This window comes from Streptomyces sp. MB09-02B (assembly GCF_033794485.1).
Taxonomy (GTDB): domain Bacteria; phylum Actinomycetota; class Actinomycetes; order Streptomycetales; family Streptomycetaceae; genus Streptomyces.
The window spans coordinates 12922-30491 of record NZ_JARGEE010000057.1 but is presented as its reverse complement, the minus strand read 5'-3'; the positions used below and the strand labels follow the sequence as shown (position 1 = coordinate 30491).

Here is a 17570-nt window from a genome sequence, read left to right as displayed (position 1 = left end):
AGTCGTCAGCCCCGCCGAACCGCCCGCCCCATCAACCGTTCCACCGGGGGAGTTGGAAGCACCCGTGACCACCTGGACCGACCACACCGCCGAACGACCCATCGCGCTCACCGCCCCCAGCGGCATCGACCGGGCCGCCCACCACCGGCTCGACGAGGCCTGGCTCGCGGCGGCGTGGAGCCACCCCACGACCCGCTGCTTCGTGGTCTCCGGCGGTCAGGTCCTCATCGACGAGACCTCGGACGGCACCACCGAACTCGTCATGACGCCCTCCTTCGAGGCCCCCCTCACCGAGGCACACCGCTACTTCCTGGGCACCGACGCCGACGGTGTGAGCTATTTCGCACTCCAGAAGGACACGCTCCCCGGCCGCATGGACCAGTCGGCACGCCCGGCCGGGCTGCGGGAGGCGGGCATGCTGCTGTCGCCGCGTGACACGGGCCTCATGGTCCACGCGGTCGGCCTGGAGAACTGGCAGCGCACCCACCGCTTCTGCTCCCGCTGCGGAGAACGCACCGTCATCGCGGCCGCCGGCCACATCCGGCGCTGCCCGGCCTGTGGCGCCGAGCACTACCCGCGCACCGACCCGGCGGTGATCATGGCGGTCACGGACGACGAGGACCGCATCCTGCTCGGCCGCCAGGTGCACTGGCCCGAGGGGCGTTTCTCCACCCTCGCGGGCTTCGTGGAGCCCGGCGAGTCCATCGAGCAGTCCGTGCGGCGCGAGGTCCAGGAAGAGGTCGGCGTCACCGTCGGCCAGGTCGAGTACGTCGCCAGCCAGCCCTGGCCCTTCCCCTCCAGCCTCATGCTGGGGTTCATGGCCCGGGCCACCTCGACCACCGTCGACGTCGACGGCGACGAGATCCACGAGGCCCGCTGGTTCTCCCGCGAAGAGCTGCGGGCCGCGTTCGAGTCCGGGGAGGTCCTGCCTCCCTACGGCATCTCGATCGCGGCCCGACTGATCGAACTCTGGTACGGCAAGCCCCTGCCGACGCGAGGTCATACCGGCTAGAGCTTGTCCGCGGTTACGCGCCGATCTTCTGCTTGACCTGCGCCAGCGAAGGGTTCGTGAGCGTCGAGCAGTCCGGGAAGAGGGCGGTGGGAACGGTCTGTGGACTTCCCGCTACGTGAGGGCGGCCAGGGAGGGCCGCCCCTTGTGGGGGAGGGAAGAGCGTGAGCGAGAAGCCCAGGGCTCTTGGCGTGGTCCGTCTGTCCGTCGGCAACGAGAACCAGACGGGGGAGGACACGCAGCGCACCCGCATCAGCAAGCGTGCGGACGCGGAGGAAATGGAGTTGGTCGACTTCGCCGTCGACATCGACGTGTCGGCGTCCATCTCGCCGTGGGTACGCCCGTCCCTGGGCGACTGGCTCAGCAACAAGAAGGACCAGTTCGACCACATCATCATCCTGAAGATCGACCGCATCGCGCGGTCGGTCCGGCACCTCTCGGACATCATCGAGTGGTGCGAGGCGAACGGTAAGGGCCTCATCTCCTGCGAGGAGGGATTCGACCTCTCGAAGCCGTGGGGCAAGACCATCGCCAAGATCCTGGCTGTGGTCGCAGAGGCCGAGCTGGACGCCATCAAGGCCCGCAACAGGGCTTCCCGGGAGACCATGCGGAAGACCGGCCGCTGGCCGGGTGGCCTTGTCCCGTTCGGACGCAGAGCAGTGAAGGGTGACGCAGGCTTCACTCTGGAACTCGACCCCGAGTACGGCCCGACGCTGATCGAGATGATCCGGCGCTTCATCGAGAAGCCGAGCTTCTCGGCCGTCGCCGACTGGTTGAACGAGCAAGGCGTACCCACGGCTCAGGACATCGCTCGTATCCGCGCGGCGGCAGGCGAGAGCACAACTCGGCTGGCCGACCCGAAGCCTCGGGGAGCCAGGTGGACGCCGACCACAGTGCAAGCCGTACTGATCAGCCGCTCCCTGCTCGGGGAGTACGTACGCGCCAGTGGCGCCGTAGCCCGCAACGACGACGGCACACCTGTCATGCGCTCTGAGCCGGTACTGAACGAGGAGGAGTGGACGAAACTGTCGGAAGCCGTTGCCTCGGTCAAGTACAAGAAGCAGAAGGGCTCTACGTCGCCGACGGTGGGCGTGACGTTCTGCCTGCTGTGCGGAAGCGCCCTCTACTTCGTGAAGGGCGACCCGGCCAAGGGCAAGCGCGAGCGATACCGCTGTCATGGCAACAAGACCAAGGGCATCCCGGCGTGCCCGAAGCAGAGGTTCTGGGCAGAGGACTTGTACCCCTGGCTGGAGTCGGCCTTGTTGGGCGAGATCGGCCACCTGGAGCGGATGGAGTCGAAGACGACCATCGACGACAGTCGTGCAGCGAAGCTCGCCGTGATCGACGGCAGGATGATCCAGCTCCTGAAGGAACTTCAGCAGGGCGAGATCAGCGCCGTCGCGTACGGCTCGCAAGTTGCCAGCCTTGCCCAGGACCGGGAGAAGGTCACCAGCCAGGAGGGGCCGAAGCCGGTGACCGTATGGACGGGTACGGGCGAGGGCTACGCGGAGTGGTGGGAGCGGTCGAGCGTCGACGAACGGCGCGAGTGGCTGAAGAAGCACAAGGTCAAGGCGTACTTCGGACATGACGTCCTGGCCATCGATCCCGGCGACCTGATCGAGAACATCAAGCAGCAGGGCATCACGTACTGGGATGTGCCCTCCAAGTCTTCTCAGGTGCTCTCACCGATCACGCCGATCTCGTTGCACGGAAAGCCGTACGAGAAGCCGAAGCCGCTTACGGGTGTGGAGTGGGAGATCGTCAGCCGCTGGGAGGACTTCGACGCGGAACGGGCAGCGCAGCGGGCGAAGGCTGAGGAGGAAGCCAAGGGAGCAGAGGTAGCCGAGATGGTTCCGATCTCTGTCTGATGCAGGCTGAGCAACCGAGGAAGGCCCCCGGCCTGGGGGCCTTCTGTCTTGCGATCAGAAGGGCGGCGGCTCGTGCCCCGCTTCTTGGAGCTGGTCGGTCAAGCTGTCGTAGTCGAAGACCACCGGCACGGGAGATGCGTACGCGTCTCCGAACCAGCGTCGATGCTGTTCCTCTTGCTTGACCTTGCCAAGATAGTCAGCCCTTTCGTCTTCCTTCTGGGGGCCGCTTACGCGGCCCACTTTCGCCGGCTGCTTGCGCTCTTCGTCTTCGCCCTGTCGGCCCCCCTTCGGGGGCCGCTCTTCGCCTACCGGCTTGCTCTTCGCCGCTGGCTCCTCACTCCTACCGCCGTCGCTCTTGAAGGTATGTAGGTTGTATGGCTCCTCAGCCATACCCCCCTGCCTTGGCAAGGTGAGTCGGTAGATCACCGGACCGTCCGGTACCTTGCCCGTCTTCGTAAGCCAGCCAGCCTTACGCAGCCTGCCAACGATCTTGTTGACCGTCTGCTCAGGAGCCTTCCCGCCGTAGCCGAGTTCCCTGGCGATCGTCCCGTTCGACGGGCACACGTTCTCGCCCGTCTCGTAGTCCGCGTACAACGCCATGGCGACGCCGCCCAACTTCTCTGCGTGCTTCATGTTCGGAGAAGGGAAGCCCGCGATACAGGAGCACGTATGGCGTCGTGCGCTGGTGCGCTCGAAATTTGAGCCGCCAAGACACGGCGGTCGAGCAAGGGCCCTTCAGGGGGTCATACCCCACCCCCTTCGCCGTTGCCTTCCGCTCGCCGTCCAAGGCTGGCCCGTGCCACATGGGCAGGCGAACGGCTGTGCGCCCGCGTGAGCGGCTGGCAGGCTGCACCCCTGGCAGGCAGGCGAGAGCGCAGCGACAGGCAGGCAGGCGCGCCATGCCGACAGGGCGCAGCGCTGGCCGACGCAGGGCAGAGACACAGCCCCGACCGTGGCGCAGCGTCACCGGTAACGGGCGTCTCGAGAATCAAGGTTTGTGAGACGAGACGGGATGCACTCCGGAAGGAGGCGCAGCACTGTTCAAAACCCGTCTCGAAACTTCCGTCTCAAGCTTGACGTATTGAGACGAGTTCTGAGACGGTCCGTGCGTGACGACGAACACGATCGCTGGTCAGCTCATCGGCTACGCCCGCGTGTCCACCGATGACCAGGAAGCACAGCTCCAGCGCGACGCGCTGACGGCCACAGGCTGCGCCCGGATCTTTGAGGACAAGGCATCCGGCAAGAACACCAACCGGCCAGAGCTCACGGCCGCACTGGACTACGCCAGACCTGGCGACACCCTGTGCGTGTGGAAGCTCGACCGGTTCGCCCGCTCCCTCATCGACCTTGTGACCAAGGTCGACACCCTTCGAGAGCGGGGCATCGGGTTCAAGGTGCTCACGGGGGCACTGGCCAACATCGACCCCGGTACGGCGGACGGCCGTCTCATGCTTCAGGTGGTCGGGGCCATGGCGGAGTTCGAGCGCAGCCTCATCAAGGAGCGCACCCGGGCAGGACTCGACGCAGCCAAGGCGCAGGGGCGTACCGGCGGACGGCCGTCCGTGGTCGATGAGGACGTGCTCACCGTGGCCCGTGCCAGGAAGACGAAGGGCGAGAGCGTAAGCGCCATCGCCAAGGCGCTCGGCATCTCCCGTGCCACCTTGTACCGCCACCTTGGAGAGAGCGCCTGAGACAGGCGCACAACGGTTTCGCGACAGGCCCTCGGCTCACGCCGGGGGCCGTTGCCATGCACGACGTGTGACGCCGTCTGACAGGCGTAACGATGCCTGCCCCTGCCGACGACGGGGGAGTCGACAGGGACAGGCACAGGGGGTGCAGGTCGCTCGAACAGCTCCCCCTTCCGGCGCACCTCGGTCGTGGTGCTCGCCGTCCCTCAGGGCGCCGGGGGCCTGTCGGTCACTCGTCCCGGACCACCATCGCGAACGACGTACAGACACGCCGGAAGCTCTTGTGTCCGCTCCGGCCTGTGTGGCTCATGCACGCCACGTCGACCGCCGCGCCGTCCGTGGCGGGCGTGGCCGTCCACTTGCAGTGAAGGCACTCCGCTTCGAAGGTCACGTCAGTGTCTGGGTGCTGCGTGATCCTGTGCCTCACGTATCGCATGAGGGAGCGCGCCATCACTCGGCCCCGTGGGCTTCCCGCAGGTGCGTACGGAGTACGACGTTCGCATCTGACGCCTTCGAGTAGTCCCCGACTGATCGGGCGTTGGTTCGGGTCACGGCGATGCCGAGACATTCACGGCAACCCGCTACCGGGGTCGGCTCCGAGGGGGGAAGTGCCAGGGACACCGGCTCCCCCATCGTCGTCTTCGGTGTGCTCATCCTGTACGGCCTCCCCGCCTGGATCTCGCTGCGATCCATCCTTGGGGCTCCAGCGAAGCGGCCCTACGTTCTTTCCTGTTGAGGCAAGAACTCGTCTCGGATGCTCTCGACCAGGGCGCGCATGTCATCGCCGAAGAGCGCCACGTCGGCGAACCGCTCGAAGGTGTCGACGTACGTCTGTATGTCCCTTGGGTCCCGTGTTGTGATCTCCGAGTGGAACGTCTCGACGATCACAAGCCGGTCATCGTGGATGCTGAAGTACGTCATGGGGAAATCCGGCATCCGACCAGCCAGGGGCACCACCCCAACGGTCACATTTGGAAGGCGGGAAAGGGATACGAGCCGATCAAGTTGTACCGCCATGACGACTGGCTCACAGATCAGCCACCGCAGGACGTGCTCACAGATCACGAAGTAGAACGACCGGCCGTCTTCGTAGAGCGTCGCCTGCCGTTCCATCCTCGCTGCCACCGTCCGAGCCCTGGTCTCGTCCGGGGAGAACACTGCCGTGGCGTACTCCCGGGTCTGGAGGAGTCCGGGGATGAGTTGCCCCTGAAACAGTCTGAGAGCAGCTGTGTTGGCCTCGACGGCCTTGATGGTGTTCTGGTGCTTCCGGGGGCCCATGCGGCGCAGCAGGCGCCACGCTGTGGCCTCGGTGACCTCGGCTCGGGCAGTTGCGAGGAACTCTTCCTTCACTGTGTCCGAGACGCCGAGCGCGGACAGGATCAGGTCGACGTCCTGAACGTTGGGCAGGGTCCGGCCGTTCTCGATCTTCGAGAGCTTCCCTGCGGACATGGAAGCCCTGCGGGCTACCGCGTCACCGGTCAGTCCCGATGCTTCCCGCAGTGCCCGCAGGGCTCTCCCGATCGACTCCGTGGTCAGTGATGCCGCTCCCAGTAGGCCGCGAACGGCACGGCGCGGGTGAGCGCCAGGTCGCGGTAACCCTGGTACTCCCTCAGCCGGTCGGTAGGCAGGAGTTCACCGCCGATGAACTTGCCCTCGGGGGTGTAGTGCATGCGGTACACGTCACGGTCGTCGAAGAGCCAAAAGTCGTGATCGGGCAGGCCGGTCACCTTCTGCTCGGCAAGGTCGATGATTCCGATGGACTCCCCGGCCTCGATGTTGCCGGGGTAAGCCGACAGCTCGTAACGCAGGTAGTCAGTCAGAGGGGAGCGCAAGACATGAACGCGGGACACGCTCTTGCCCTTGTCGGTCATCGAGCGCACCCATGGGTTGTCGCTCCACTCCGGACCCATGTCCTCACCCGCGAGGAACCGAGCGATCTCCTCCCGCTCCTCCTCCACGTCATACACGTCGAGCGTCTCCAGCCGGAACGCGGTCCGCTCGAAGCTCTCGAAGAGACGGCCGAACTCCTCACCGCTGAGCACGGAAGTACTCCTCGAGTACGCCGGCCGGGACCATGACGGCCGTCTCTCCTTCGGGGAGATCGAGCTGTGCCAGCCGCTCAGGGTCGGTGATCACGTAGCCCTGCACCACGTAGTCCTTGCCATCGTCCGTACCCCACAGCGTCGGGCACGTGCCGTTCTTGCAGTCCGGGTCTCCCGACAGCGTCCGCAGCGGTGTGCCCACGGCTTCCCCCTCAGGTCGACGGTCCTTGTCCGTTCGATGCTTCCGACCTGCGTACAGCAAGGTCAAGATCCCCGGCTTTCCAGAACGGGAAAGCCGCACACTTGACGTTCGGCGCGAATGGTCCCGGTAGTTGTCCTCGGTGGGTACGAGCGGACCAACGCCCGAGCATGTCAGTCCAGCAGAGCGACCGTGAACGTCTCGCGGTGGGCGGTCAGCCAGGCTTGTATGCGGTCCCAGCGCTCCCATCCGCCACGTTCGGCCAGCGCTTGGAGGTAGACGGGGTTGCCGTCAGTCACGCGGCGGGCGACGAAGGACCGGCAGGTCTCGGTGGCCTGTTCGATCACGCCCGGCAATCCGGCGCGATCCCACGGCGGGAGGCCGTAGCTGTCAGCGAGGATCCGTAGCCGTGCAGACACATCCAATCCGGCGGGATACAGGGCGGCCGCAGACACCGGATCAAGCATGGGCACCCAGTAGCGGGCAGCCATGGCGACGTCCCAGAGAGGACGGCCCGGAGCTGCCAAGTCGAAATCGATCAAGGCGGTGGCACGGCCGTCGCGGAAGACGACGTTGTCCGGGCACACGTCGTTGTGGCACACCGTCGTTCCCCCCTCCGGGTCGGCTAGGTCCTGTGACCACTCGGCGTCTGTGCCGACCGCGATGGTCGCGCTGACCTCATGCAGGCGGCGCAGGAGGAGTCCCACCGATTCGAGGGCGCTTGTCGTCATTACCCAGGGCGGGAACGGCGGCAGAGCTACCTCGCCTGGGACGAAGGTGAGCTGTTCACGGCCGTCAGCGGTGAGGCGCACGGGAGTCGGAGCTCCATCGAAGCCGTGCTCTCTCAGCGCGAGGAGGTGGGCATGGAGAGCGTGTGCGTTGCGCGGGGCCGGGCGTTCCACCAGCGCACCCCTGCGGAAGACCGCCCCCGCGTTCACCATGCCTCCGACCAGCGCTTCGCCGTCCGCCTCGTCCTCCGTCGTCATGTCGATCACGCTACCGTCGAGTCGGCCTCGTACAGGCCGGGTATACAAAGACCCCCGATCAGGCGCCAAGCCGATCGGGGGTCGTGTGCGTCATGCGTGTCAGACGCCGAGCGCCTGCTTCACCTGGGCGAGGCTCGGGTTCGTCATCACGACCTCGGCGCCACCGCCGGAGGGAACTACCTGAACGGTCGGGACTGTCTGGTTCCCGCCGTTCGCCTTCTCCACGAACGCGGCGGACTCCGGGTCGTGCTCGATGTTGATCTCGTTGTACGTGATGCCTTCGCGGTCCATCTGGCTCTTCAGCCGACGGCAGTAGCCACACCACGTGGTGCTGTACATCGTCACAGTGCCCGGCATGTCCCTGGCGCTCCTTCATGGTCTGAGGGGTCGTTCTCGCAGTGGTGGAACGTACGCGACAGGCCCGCCATTCCCCTGTACGGGTGGCGTCCACCACCGTTGCCCCGCGTCGGCACACCGGAACACAGGGCGCCTGCCGCATTAGTACGACTGCGGAGGTCTACCTGTGGACAACTTGCTCAGGCGTCTCCGGCGACCTGGCAGCATGGCCGTGTGACAGCAACGCATTCCACCCTCTTCCCGCGGGTCCCCGACTCGGCCGACGCGGTGCTCGAAGGGCTCGACCCCGAGCAGCGCGCGGTCGCCACCGCCCTGCACGGTCCGGTGTGCGTGCTGGCCGGTGCCGGTACGGGCAAGACCCGTGCGATCACCCACCGCATCGCCTACGGAGTGCGGGCCGGAATGCTCCAGCCCGCCAGTGTGCTCGCCGTCACCTTCACCAACCGCGCCGCCGGAGAGATGCGCGGCCGTCTCCGTCAGCTCGGCGCGGCCGGGGTCCAGGCCCGGACGTTCCACTCGGCCGCACTGCGTCAACTCCAGTACTTCTGGCCGAAGGCCGTCGGCGGCGGCATGCCTCGCATCGTCGACCGCAAGATCCAGATCGTCGCGGATGCCGCCGCCGCCTGCCGCATCCGTCTCGATCGCAACGAACTGCGCGACGCCGCTGCCGAGATCGAGTGGTCCAAGGTCACCCGCACCGTCCCAGCCGACTACGCCGCCGCGACCGCCAAGCACGGCCGCGAGGCCCCCCGCGACCCCGCCGAGATCGCCCAGATCTACGCCATGTACGAGGACCTGAAGCGCGAACGGGCCGTCATCGACTTCGAGGACGTCCTCCTGCTCACGGTCGGTATCCTCCAGGACCGCCACGACATCGCCGAGCAGGTCCGCTCGCAGTACCAGCACTTCGTGGTCGACGAGTACCAGGACGTCAGCCCTCTCCAGCAGCGCCTGCTGGAACTGTGGCTCGGCGACCGGGACGACCTGTGCGTCGTGGGCGACGCCAGCCAGACGATCTATTCGTTCACCGGCGCAACTCCCGACCATCTGCTCGACTTCCGCCACCGCCACCCCGGCGCCACCGTCGTCAAGCTCGTCCGCGACTACCGCTCCACCCCGCAGGTGGTCCACCTCGCCAACGGCCTGCTTTCCCAGGCCCGCGGCCGCGCCGCCGACCACCGCCTCGAACTGATCTCCCAGCGCCCCCCGGGCCCCGAGCCCCGGTACACCGAGTACGCGGACGAGCCCACCGAGGCCGAGGGAGCAGCCCGCCGCATCCGCGACCTCATCGCCTCCGGAGTCCCGGCGAGCGAGATCGCCATCCTGTTCCGCACGAACTCCCAGTCCGAAACCTACGAACAGGCTCTCGCGGACGCCGGAGTGCCGTACCAGCTGCGCGGCGCGGAACGATTCTTCGACCGCCCCGAGGTGCGCAAGGCGGGAGCCGCGCTGAAGGCGGCCGCGCGCTTCGGCGCCAACGACACCCTTCTCGAGGACACCGTCGACCTCCCCTCGCAGGTACGGGCCGTGCTGTCCGGCGAGGGCTGGACCGGCGAACCACCGGCGGGCTCCGGAGCGGTCAGGGAGCGCTGGGAGTCACTGGCGGCCCTGGTGAACCTGGCCCACGACTTCGCCGCCGCCAAGCCCGACGCCACCCTCGGCGACCTGGTCACGGAGCTCGACGAACGGGCGGGCGCCCAGCACGCCCCGACCGTCCAGGGCGTCACTCTCGCCTCGCTGCACTCCGCCAAGGGCCTGGAGTGGGACGTCGTCTTCCTCGTCGGGGTCGCCGAGGGCATGATGCCGATCACCTACGCGCGAACGGACGAACAGATCGAGGAGGAGCGACGACTCCTCTACGTGGGCGTCACCCGCGCGCGCGAGCAGCTCTCCGTCTCCTGGGCGCTGTCCCGCTCACCGGGCGGCCGACCCAACCGCCGCCCCAGCAGGTTCCTCAACGGCCTGCGCCCCGGATCGACCACCACCGCGGGGCGGAGCGGCACAGGCGGCTCCGGGGGCGTCGAACTGGGTTCCCCGGGCAGCCGGACGGGGGACCTCGGGGGCAGAGGCACGGAGGGGGCGCCACGGCGCACGAGCCGGACCCCGGCCCGCTGCCGTGTCTGCGGGCGCACCCTCCGGGACGCCGGCGAGATGAAGCTGATGCGCTGCGAGGACTGCCCCTCCGACATGGACGAGGGCCTCTACAAGCGTCTGCGGGAGTGGCGAGAGGTCCAGGCGCGGCGCAGTGGCCAACCCGACTTCTGTGTCTTCACGGACCGGACACTGATGGCGATCGCGGAAGCGGGGCCGAGCACTCCGGTTGAACTCGGTCGCATCCCTGGCGTCCGCGCCCGCAAGCTGCAGCGCTACGGCGCCGATGTTCTCGACATCTGCGCAGGTCGGGAGCCTGGGTGCGAGGACGGGAACGACTGATGCGAACTCGTCGAAAAAATAGTTTGCGCATGCCCCAGCAATCCCCATAGGTTCTTAGGCACGAGAGCAGCGGCCTTCTCGAAGGCCCTGGTTTCGTGGTGTACTTCATATCCATCGGATTGGTTCACGCCGGTCCCCATAGACGCCGAGAGGAGGCGAGTCCAGTGATCAGCATCAACACCAGCTACATCAGCACGGTCAAAATGACCGATCGCTCGGCCGTCTCCCTGTGCATGCTCGGCGTCTCGAACCTGGGCACCGGTCTGCCCGCCATCAGTGGCGGCCGTCCGGCGTCCTCCGTGTCTCTGGCGGGTCTCCCCGTCCGTGAGCGCAATGAGCGACCGACCAAGGCACTGGAAGCAGCAGTAGAGGCACAGGCCCAGGCCTATGCCTTCGCGGCGGCCGGTGCCGGATTCCGGAAGCAGACGACGCAGCACCACCTGATGTGGGCCTTCCGTGGGCCTGAACCCTGGAGTGATCCAGCCTGATCGACGATCAGGCCGGCGCCTTCAGGGCCGCGGAACCCCATCCGGGATCCGCGGCCCTTCTGTTTGTCCCTGACCAGGGACTACAGAGCGAAGGGGCCTCGGGACAAGAAAAGAACCCGGTACCAGCCGCCACCGGCCAACAGGCCGGAACGACCAGACGAGGAAGACGAACCGTGCAACTCGAAGCGCACGCCCCGTCCGTACCGCCTTCCGAAACGATCCCCCCGCCCGGCCTCACGGAGGACTCCACCTTGACCCCGCTCACCGCGCTCACCGCGCTCGACGACGCCATCGAGAACCTCGGCGTACCCGTCCCCTGCCGCTCCTACGACCCGGAGGTCTTCTTCGCCGAGTCGCCGGCCGATGTCGAGTACGCCAAGGCCCTCTGCCGCACCTGCCCGCTGATGGAGGCCTGCCTCGCCGGCGCCAAGGAGCGGCGTGAGCCCTGGGGCGTCTGGGGTGGCGAGCTCTTCGTCCAGGGTGTCGTCGTGGCCCGCAAGCGGCCTCGTGGTCGCCCGCGCAAGAACCCGGTCACGGCATGAACATCACCGGAACGATCGACCGCCCCCTGACGCACGACCCCAAGAAGCAGGCCCCGATGAAGCCGTCCACGAGCGAGCCCGCCGGCTCCGCGACACCTGATTTCACCACCACCGGTGCGAACGCCTCGCGCCAGAACAGGACCCGAGAGATGCATCTCATGCCAGAAGCCCTGGCTCGTGCGCATATGCACGAGCGCCTGCACCAGGCTGAGCAGGAACGCCGGGCCATGCGCCTGGCGGTCGCTCAGCGGATGCAGCGCAGGGCCGAGCGCGCCTCGCTGCGCGCCCGCCGTGCGCTCGCCATGGCGGTCATGCAGTAGCCGCCACGCGGCGACCGGCATGACCCGGCCTGGACGGGCACGTCACCACCACTAGCAGTGGGCTCCCCGCGGGGGCCGGTCCGAAGGGACCGGCCCCCGCGGTGCGTTGTGCGCACGGATCCGTCGAGGGCGGCGATATCGTCGCCGAGTGACGAGTCTTTCCGGGGACAGTGACCAGGGCGGCCCCGCCGCGGAACCCCAGACCCTCGTGTGCGCCCGCTGTGGCACCACCGCCGACGCCCCTCGACCTCTGTGGATCTGTTCCGTGGAGAACGGCGTACGGCACTACTTCTGCGAGACCTGCGCCAGGGAGAACCTGCGTGCGATCGAAGGCAGGCTGGACTCGGCTTGGTGGTGAAGCCGCCCGCTCGAACCGGCTACGCCTCCGCAGCCGACTCGCCCTCCTCCTCTTCGTACAGGAAACCCGGTAGCCACTCCTCCAACTCGTCGCGCATACGGACCGTCGCGCCGAGCTGGCACAGGACGCCGATGGTGCTCAGGGTCACCCGGTGGATCAGGAGGTAGGACGGGGGCAGGTTCAGCTGCTTGCCCAACTGGTGGGCAGGGGAGCGCGGGTCGGCGATCCGAGCGGCCTGGCTGCGCATCCAGCCGCGGGCGAAGGTGAACTCGTCCGCCCGGACCGGCTCGATGATGGGGCGCAGATAGTCGAGTACGGCGTCCGGGTCCAGGTCTATCGACTCCTTCACGAAGCCTTCCGTGCAGAGCATTTCGTAGACCGCCTCGGCCTCGCCCTCGATGGTCAGCCGCAGGGCGTCCCCGATCGGGGTTGGCAGGCCGCCCGGCAGTCGGTCCACCGTGCCGAAGTCGAGGACGCCGAGGCGCCAGCCGCTCTTCTCGTCCGGCAGCAGGCGGAAGTTCCCCGGATGAGGGTCGGCGTGCAGAAGACCGGTGCGTGCCGGACCTGAGAAAAGGAAGCGGGTCAGCAGCTGGCCCGCACGGTCGCGCTGCGCCTGAGAGCCGTCGGTGATCACTTCGGACAGAGGGGTGCCCTCCATCCACTCGGTCACCAGCACCTGCTCGCACTGGTGCACCACGGCCGGGACCACCACGTCCGGGTCGTCCTCGAACTCCTCCGCGTGCGCCTGCTGTGCCTGGGCCTCCAGGCCGTAGTCGAGCTCTTCGGAGACACGGTCCCGCAGTTCCGCGATGAGCGGCTTGATGTCCATGCCGGGTATCAGCGGCCCCAGCAGACGGGCGAACCGGCTGAGTTGACCGAGGTCGGAGAGCAGGGCCTCGCCCGCGCCCGGGTACTGCACCTTGACGGCGACCTCTCGGCCGTCGTGCCACACCGCCCGGTGCACCTGGCCGATCGAGGCCGCGGCGGCCGGCTTGTCCTCGAACTCCAGGAACAGCTCCTGCCAGTCCGCACCGATGCGCTCCTCCAGCACGGCGTGCACCGTGCGGGTCGGCATCGGTGGTGCCGCGTCCTGGAGCTTCGTCAGAGCCGCGCGATAGGGGCCCGCGACCTCCTCGGGAAGCGCCGACTCGAAGACGGACAGGGCCTGCCCGAACTTCATCGCGCCGCCCTTCAGCTCGCCCAGGACCTTGAACAGCTGCTCCGCCGTGCGCTGCTGGAGTTCACGGCCCACGAGCTCCGCCGACTCGCCGACGATTCGCTTGCCGAGTCCCCAGGTGGCCCGGCCTGCGATGCCGAGCGGAAGCGCGGCGAGCTTGGCGGTCCGGGTGACCGCCTTCCGGGGAAGATCAGACATGCGCCCTCCAACTCCCAGCAGGCCGTGCCGCGTGTGCCTTGCGGGACAACCTCATTGACCGCTGATGCCCAGCCATTGTCTCGTGCACGTCCCCGTCCTTTGCGGTGTGTTCCCGGTTACCTTTTTCGGCGGCATCGTTTTCAGCGGCCGTGCAGGAACATGCGGGGTGAGGCCACACCGGACGCGAGTGCCAGTCGAACCCCGGTACAGAGACCTCCCAGCGGGCGCCCGCGCTGGACGGTGTCCGCCCGTCGAGGAAGGCGAGCGCGTGCGCCGCGGCCAGTCCGGCGACGGTCGTGGCCAGGGCCAGGTCGCACGCCTCCAGCTGGTGCGGGCGTCCGGACCGCCACTGTGCGACCAGCCGTGGCCAGGTCCCGTCGCGGTCGGTACGGCTCTGTTCGAGGCAGCCCGCGCAACCCGTCTCACCGGGCAGGACCAGAGGGCCGACCACGCCCGTCCCCTCGACCACACCCGCATAGAGGTGGGGCGTACCCGAGGAGATGAGCGGTTCGGCGGCCATGGGCCTGGGGGCGTGGACATCGACACCGTCACGTGGGGCGAGGATCACCAGTGAGAAGCCGGACTCCTCGCGGAGACGGTCCGCTGTCCGCTCTCCGGTCGACGGCGCCGCGGGCGGCCGGGAGCCGCGGCGGCGCCGGGGCGGACGATCGGGGGCCGCGTGCCGAGCGATCCGGCGGGCCGCCGCGTCCCTGCGCTCGCCGATCGATTCGGCCGGCAGTCCACCCGGTGCCACGTCACACGGCTCGACCCGGCCGACATCGCGGACGTCGACCTCGCCGACCCCCGCACCCGACAACAGGGAAGCAAGCACCGATCCCACGCGTCCGGCACCCCGCACCTGCACTCTCAGTGATCGGCGCGCGGCCAGACGACTCATGGCGTCACCCGGCTCGGAGGTGATCAGAGAGAGTGTGGCGGCGTCGGGCCGCAGCCGGTCCCAGACCTCCGGTTTGGCGCGCAGGTCGTCCGCGGCCGAGCCGCCGCCCGTCGCGTCGTCCAGCAGTCCGGACCGGGACAGGCGCTCCACCAGACCGTCCACATGACCGTCCGGCAGGCCCATGCGGCGGCCCTCGTCGCGCAGGAGCGGCAACCCGCGTGTGCCGTCGAGGAGTGCGAGAAAGCTGCCTGTCGTCGTGTCCATCGGGCCCAGCACCATGGCGTGCGCCGGTGCCAGCCCGAACTGCACGGTGTTGAGATCCCGCCAACCGCGCCGAAGCGCGGGCTTCACCATCGGATGCATGATCGGCCCCCGTAGCCAGAGTTCGGTCCCGTCCGCCGACGGTGCGAGTGCCTGGTCCGCCGACGAATGCCAGCATGCACGGACAGCGACGAAGCCTGTCGAGAGTTGTCCACAGGCGACGGCATTCGTCGTACAAATCAGGCGCTCGGAGTGCGGATCGATATCGAACCGTCCCGCAGGCGGGACTTCCCCCGTGTGCAGCGGGTAACGTCGGGGGGTGCCCGCCGACCCACTGCACCGCGCCGCAAAGCCACCGCGCAGCACGACGAGCCAGCCGCCGAGCGGCTCGGGGGCGAGCGCGATCGAGGTTCGCCGAAGCGCGCGACGGCGCAGAACGGTCTCCGCGTACCGCGAGGGCGATCGCACCGTCGTGCTCATTCCCGCTCGGATGTCCGAGGCGGAGGAGCAGCGCTGGGTGACGGTCATGCTCGACAAGCTGGCCGCGCAGGAGAGCAAACGGCGCCTCGGCGACACCGAGCTGGCGGAGCGTGCCGCCCGGCTCTCGGACCAGTACTTCGGCGGGCGCGCCCGGCCCACTTCCGTGCGCTGGGTCACCAACCAGAACACCCGCTGGGGATCGTGCACGCCGGCCGAGGGCAGCATTCGCCTCTCGCACCGGCTGCAGGGTATGCCCGAGTACGTCGTCGACTACGTCCTTCTCCACGAACTCGCACACCTGCTCGTACCGGGACACGGCCCCCGCTTCTGGCAGCTGCTGGACGCCTATCCGCGCACCGAGCGTGCTCGCGGCTACCTCGAAGGGGTGGTAGCCGCCGACCGGCTGCCTCACCTGCCCATCACACGAGACGAGTGACATCGGGCGTGGCCGGTCGCTGAGACACGGCCCGTGACCCGCGGTCCATAGGTGCCGCGCGGCCGGTGACCCGAGTGCGACTGCCACGAAACGGGCGCTTCACGCGCGCGTGTGCGTTTGTGGGACCGGTGACCGAAGTCGCGCTTTTGTACCGTCTCTGTACCAGCCTCGTACGTCTCAGGACTTTGCGGTTAGCCTGGCGCGACGCACTCGCAGGCGCACGCACTTTCGGGATGGGGGACGGTCGTTACGCATGGCCAGGGAATTCCAACGCGGCCACAAGGCCAAGATCAGTGACCTCACCGCGGGCACGGATCTGTACGTAGGCGTGCAGATCTCCGCCCCCGGGCTGAGCTTCGACATCAGTTGCTTCGGACTGGACGCCGACGAGCGGCTCTCGGACGACCGCTACTTCGTCTTCTTCAACCAGCCGAAGACCCCCGAGGAGTCGATCCAGCTCCTGGGCGCCCAGTCGGGGGACACCGAGTCCTTCCGGGTCACCCTCGACAAGATCCCGCCGCAGATCCAGAAGCTCTCCTTCACGGCGACGATCGACGGCAACGGGCAGATGTCCCAGATCGCCCCCGGTTACGTCCGTATCGTCGCGGGCGGCGAGGAGGTGGCCAGGTATCCGTTCGACGGCTCGGAGTTCACCACCGAGCGTGCCGTGATGCTGGGCGACTTCTACCTGAAGGACGTCTGGCGGTTCGCGGCCGTCGGGCAGGGCTTCGACGGCGGCCTCGACGCGCTGCTGAAGAACTTCGGTGGCGAGGTCGCCGAGGAGGAGTCCGCCGCCCCGCAGCAGCCGCAGGCCGACGGGGCGCCCGGCTTCGCCCCGCCCGCGTTCAGTGCCCCCGCGGCTCCGGCCGCCCCGGCGCCCGCGCAGCCGTTCGCGCCCCCGGCGCCCTCGCCCTCCGTGCACGCCGCTCCGACGATCGCCGCGCCCCTGCACACGCCGCCCGGTGGCACCGTTCCGCCCCCGGCCGCCCCGGCGCCTCAGGGCGGGCCGTTCACGCCGCCCGGTGCCCCGCCTCAGGGTGGCCCCTTCACTCCTCCGGGCGCGGCTCCGCAAGGCGGCCCGTTCACGCCCCCGGGCGCCCCAGGTGCCTTCCCGGGCCAGGCACAGCCTTTCGGCGGCGGCACGCAGCTCGCGCCGGTGCCGCCGGAGGCGGGTCTGCGGGTCGTCCTGACGAAGTACTCCGAGGCCCCCGTCGGCGACCGCTGGACCGAGCAGAACCCGCAGCTGGTGCGGGCCACGCTCACCAAGGGCGCCAACATCCTCGCCAAGCAGGGCAGCATGGTCGCCTACCAGGGGGACATCGACTTCGCCCACAAGGGTTCCGGACTGCTCGGCAAGTTGACGGGCCAGCTCACCGGACAGGGCATGGCCCTGATGCGGTGTTCCGGAGATGGCGAGGTGTTCCTCGCCGACGAGGGCAGCCGTCTCTTCGTCATCCGCCTGGAGAACGAGCAGCTCTACACCAGCGCGCGCGGCGTCCTCGCCTTCGACGAGTCCCTGGACACCGAGATCCGCCGCATCGAGGGCGCGGGCCTGCCCGGAGGCGGCCTGTTCAGCATGCTCTTCTCCGGCACGGGAGCGGTCGTCGTCAAGACGCGCGGGGTCCCCGTCGTGCTGCCCGTCGGCCCGGCCACCTACGTCGACGGCAACGCCGTCATCGCCTGGTCCGCCGGCGCACAGGCCGTCACCACGACCTCGCTCAGGCTGCGCCGCTCCGGGTACGCCCGACAGACCCAGGAGGCCATCAACCTCCAGTTCCGCGGCGCCCCCGGCAACTTCGTCGTCGTCCAGCCCTTCGAGGTGTGAGG

The 17570-nt window shown here is 68.4% G+C and carries 18 protein-coding genes and 1 pseudogene; 10 read left to right on the top strand and 9 right to left on the bottom strand.

Annotated elements, in window-relative coordinates:
- Window positions 1-64: 64 nt before the first annotated feature.
- Window positions 65-1012 carry an NAD(+) diphosphatase gene (nudC, locus tag P1P70_RS11445; RefSeq protein ID WP_319236700.1) on the top strand — a complete coding sequence of 316 codons (948 nt, stop codon included), beginning with the start codon at window positions 65-67 and terminating at the stop codon, window positions 1010-1012.
- 13 nt (window positions 1013-1025) lie between these two features.
- On the opposite strand, the pseudogene P1P70_RS11440 reads toward nudC, so the two are convergent.
- Window positions 1026-1121 (bottom strand): annotated as a pseudogene (locus P1P70_RS11440) (NrdH-redoxin); the annotation flags it as partial.
- 52 nt (window positions 1122-1173) lie between these two features.
- On the opposite strand from P1P70_RS11440, the gene P1P70_RS11435 reads away from it, so the two are divergent.
- Window positions 1174-2877 carry a recombinase family protein gene (locus P1P70_RS11435; protein WP_319236699.1) on the top strand — a complete coding sequence of 568 codons (1704 nt, stop codon included), beginning with the start codon at window positions 1174-1176 and terminating at the stop codon, window positions 2875-2877.
- A 54-nt stretch (window positions 2878-2931) separates the two neighbouring features.
- Here the strand turns inward: P1P70_RS11435 and P1P70_RS11430 are convergent, their stop codons facing one another.
- Complete coding sequence (locus tag P1P70_RS11430) at window positions 2932-3510, bottom strand: hypothetical protein (protein WP_319236698.1); 579 nt, start codon at window positions 3508-3510, stop codon at window positions 2932-2934.
- A 476-nt stretch (window positions 3511-3986) separates the two neighbouring features.
- Here P1P70_RS11430 and P1P70_RS11425 point away from each other — a divergent pair, with 476 nt between their 5' ends.
- On the top strand, window positions 3987-4571 hold the full coding sequence (locus tag P1P70_RS11425) for a recombinase family protein (protein ID WP_319236697.1): 585 nt from the start codon (window positions 3987-3989) through the stop codon (window positions 4569-4571).
- Window positions 4572-5285: 714 nt separating this feature from the next.
- On the opposite strand, the gene P1P70_RS11420 is transcribed toward P1P70_RS11425, so the two are convergent.
- From P1P70_RS11420 to P1P70_RS11400, 5 genes are all read right to left on the bottom strand, one after another.
- Window positions 5286-6077 (bottom strand): helix-turn-helix transcriptional regulator, encoded by a 792-nt coding sequence (locus tag P1P70_RS11420; protein WP_319236703.1) that lies wholly within the window; start codon window positions 6075-6077, stop codon window positions 5286-5288.
- A gap of 23 nt (window positions 6078-6100) precedes the next feature.
- On the bottom strand, window positions 6101-6610 hold the full coding sequence (locus P1P70_RS11415; protein WP_319236696.1) for a DUF6879 family protein: 510 nt from the start codon (window positions 6608-6610) through the stop codon (window positions 6101-6103).
- Window positions 6597-6812, bottom strand: coding sequence for a hypothetical protein (locus P1P70_RS11410; RefSeq protein WP_319236695.1), 216 nt, complete (start codon window positions 6810-6812; stop codon window positions 6597-6599). Before P1P70_RS11410 ends, P1P70_RS11415 begins: the two co-directional genes overlap by 14 nt.
- 170 nt (window positions 6813-6982) lie before the next feature.
- A complete protein-coding gene (locus P1P70_RS11405; RefSeq protein ID WP_319236702.1) occupies window positions 6983-7795 on the bottom strand; it encodes a phosphotransferase in 813 nt (270 codons plus the stop codon).
- Window positions 7796-7894: 99 nt separating this feature from the next.
- A complete protein-coding gene (locus P1P70_RS11400) occupies window positions 7895-8152 on the bottom strand; it encodes a mycoredoxin (protein ID WP_319236694.1) in 258 nt (85 codons plus the stop codon).
- Window positions 8153-8251: 99 nt separating this feature from the next.
- Here P1P70_RS11400 and P1P70_RS11395 point away from each other — a divergent pair, with 99 nt between their 5' ends.
- From P1P70_RS11395 to P1P70_RS11375, 5 genes are all read left to right on the top strand, one after another.
- On the top strand, window positions 8252-10585 hold the full coding sequence (locus P1P70_RS11395; protein ID WP_413471455.1) for an ATP-dependent DNA helicase UvrD2: 2334 nt from the start codon (window positions 8252-8254) through the stop codon (window positions 10583-10585).
- A 164-nt stretch (window positions 10586-10749) separates the two neighbouring features.
- A complete protein-coding gene (locus P1P70_RS11390; RefSeq protein ID WP_319236692.1) occupies window positions 10750-11073 on the top strand; it encodes a hypothetical protein in 324 nt (107 codons plus the stop codon).
- Between the two features lie 173 nt (window positions 11074-11246).
- Complete coding sequence (locus tag P1P70_RS11385) at window positions 11247-11615, top strand: WhiB family transcriptional regulator (protein WP_319236691.1); 369 nt, start codon at window positions 11247-11249, stop codon at window positions 11613-11615.
- Entirely contained in the window at window positions 11612-11935 is a 324-nt protein-coding gene (locus P1P70_RS11380; RefSeq protein WP_045559068.1) for a hypothetical protein, read from the top strand. Before P1P70_RS11385 ends, P1P70_RS11380 begins: the two co-directional genes overlap by 4 nt.
- 148 nt (window positions 11936-12083) lie before the next feature.
- Window positions 12084-12293 (top strand): hypothetical protein, encoded by a 210-nt coding sequence (locus P1P70_RS11375; RefSeq protein ID WP_319236690.1) that lies wholly within the window; start codon window positions 12084-12086, stop codon window positions 12291-12293.
- 19 nt (window positions 12294-12312) lie between these two features.
- Here P1P70_RS11375 and P1P70_RS11370 read toward each other — a convergent pair whose 3' ends face one another.
- Window positions 12313-13668: an AarF/ABC1/UbiB kinase family protein gene (locus P1P70_RS11370; protein ID WP_319236689.1), complete on the bottom strand. Its 1356-nt coding sequence runs from the start codon at window positions 13666-13668 to the stop codon at window positions 12313-12315.
- Window positions 13661-14929: a TOMM precursor leader peptide-binding protein gene (locus tag P1P70_RS11365; protein WP_319236688.1), complete on the bottom strand. Its 1269-nt coding sequence runs from the start codon at window positions 14927-14929 to the stop codon at window positions 13661-13663. Before P1P70_RS11365 ends, P1P70_RS11370 begins: the two co-directional genes overlap by 8 nt.
- A 217-nt stretch (window positions 14930-15146) precedes the next feature.
- Here P1P70_RS11365 and P1P70_RS11360 point away from each other — a divergent pair, with 217 nt between their 5' ends.
- Together P1P70_RS11360 and P1P70_RS11355 are read left to right on the top strand one after the other, a co-directional pair.
- Entirely contained in the window at window positions 15147-15743 is a 597-nt protein-coding gene (locus tag P1P70_RS11360) for a M48 family metallopeptidase (protein ID WP_319236687.1), read from the top strand.
- A gap of 253 nt (window positions 15744-15996) precedes the next feature.
- Window positions 15997-17568, top strand: a complete 1572-nt coding sequence (locus P1P70_RS11355) for a TerD family protein (RefSeq protein WP_319236686.1) — start codon at window positions 15997-15999, stop codon at window positions 17566-17568.
- Window positions 17569-17570 lie beyond the last annotated feature (2 nt).

Bases quoted from the DNA above. Each gene is read 5' to 3' on its own strand.
- P1P70_RS11400 (WP_319236694.1), bottom strand. From the start codon at position 8,152: ATGCCGGGCACTGTGACGATGTACAGCACCACGTGGTGTGGCTACTGC.
- P1P70_RS11430 (WP_319236698.1), bottom strand. From the start codon at position 3,510: ATGAAGCACGCAGAGAAGTTGGGCGGCGTCGCCATGGCGTTGTACGCG.
- P1P70_RS11405 (WP_319236702.1), bottom strand. From the start codon at position 7,795: ATGACGACGGAGGACGAGGCGGACGGCGAAGCGCTGGTCGGAGGCATG.
- P1P70_RS11365 (WP_319236688.1), bottom strand. From the start codon at position 14,929: ATGCATCCGATGGTGAAGCCCGCGCTTCGGCGCGGTTGGCGGGATCTC.
- P1P70_RS11380 (WP_045559068.1), top strand. From the start codon at position 11,612: ATGAACATCACCGGAACGATCGACCGCCCCCTGACGCACGACCCCAAG.
- P1P70_RS11355 (WP_319236686.1), top strand. From the start codon at position 15,997: ATGGCCAGGGAATTCCAACGCGGCCACAAGGCCAAGATCAGTGACCTC.
- P1P70_RS11370 (WP_319236689.1), bottom strand. From the start codon at position 13,668: ATGTCTGATCTTCCCCGGAAGGCGGTCACCCGGACCGCCAAGCTCGCC.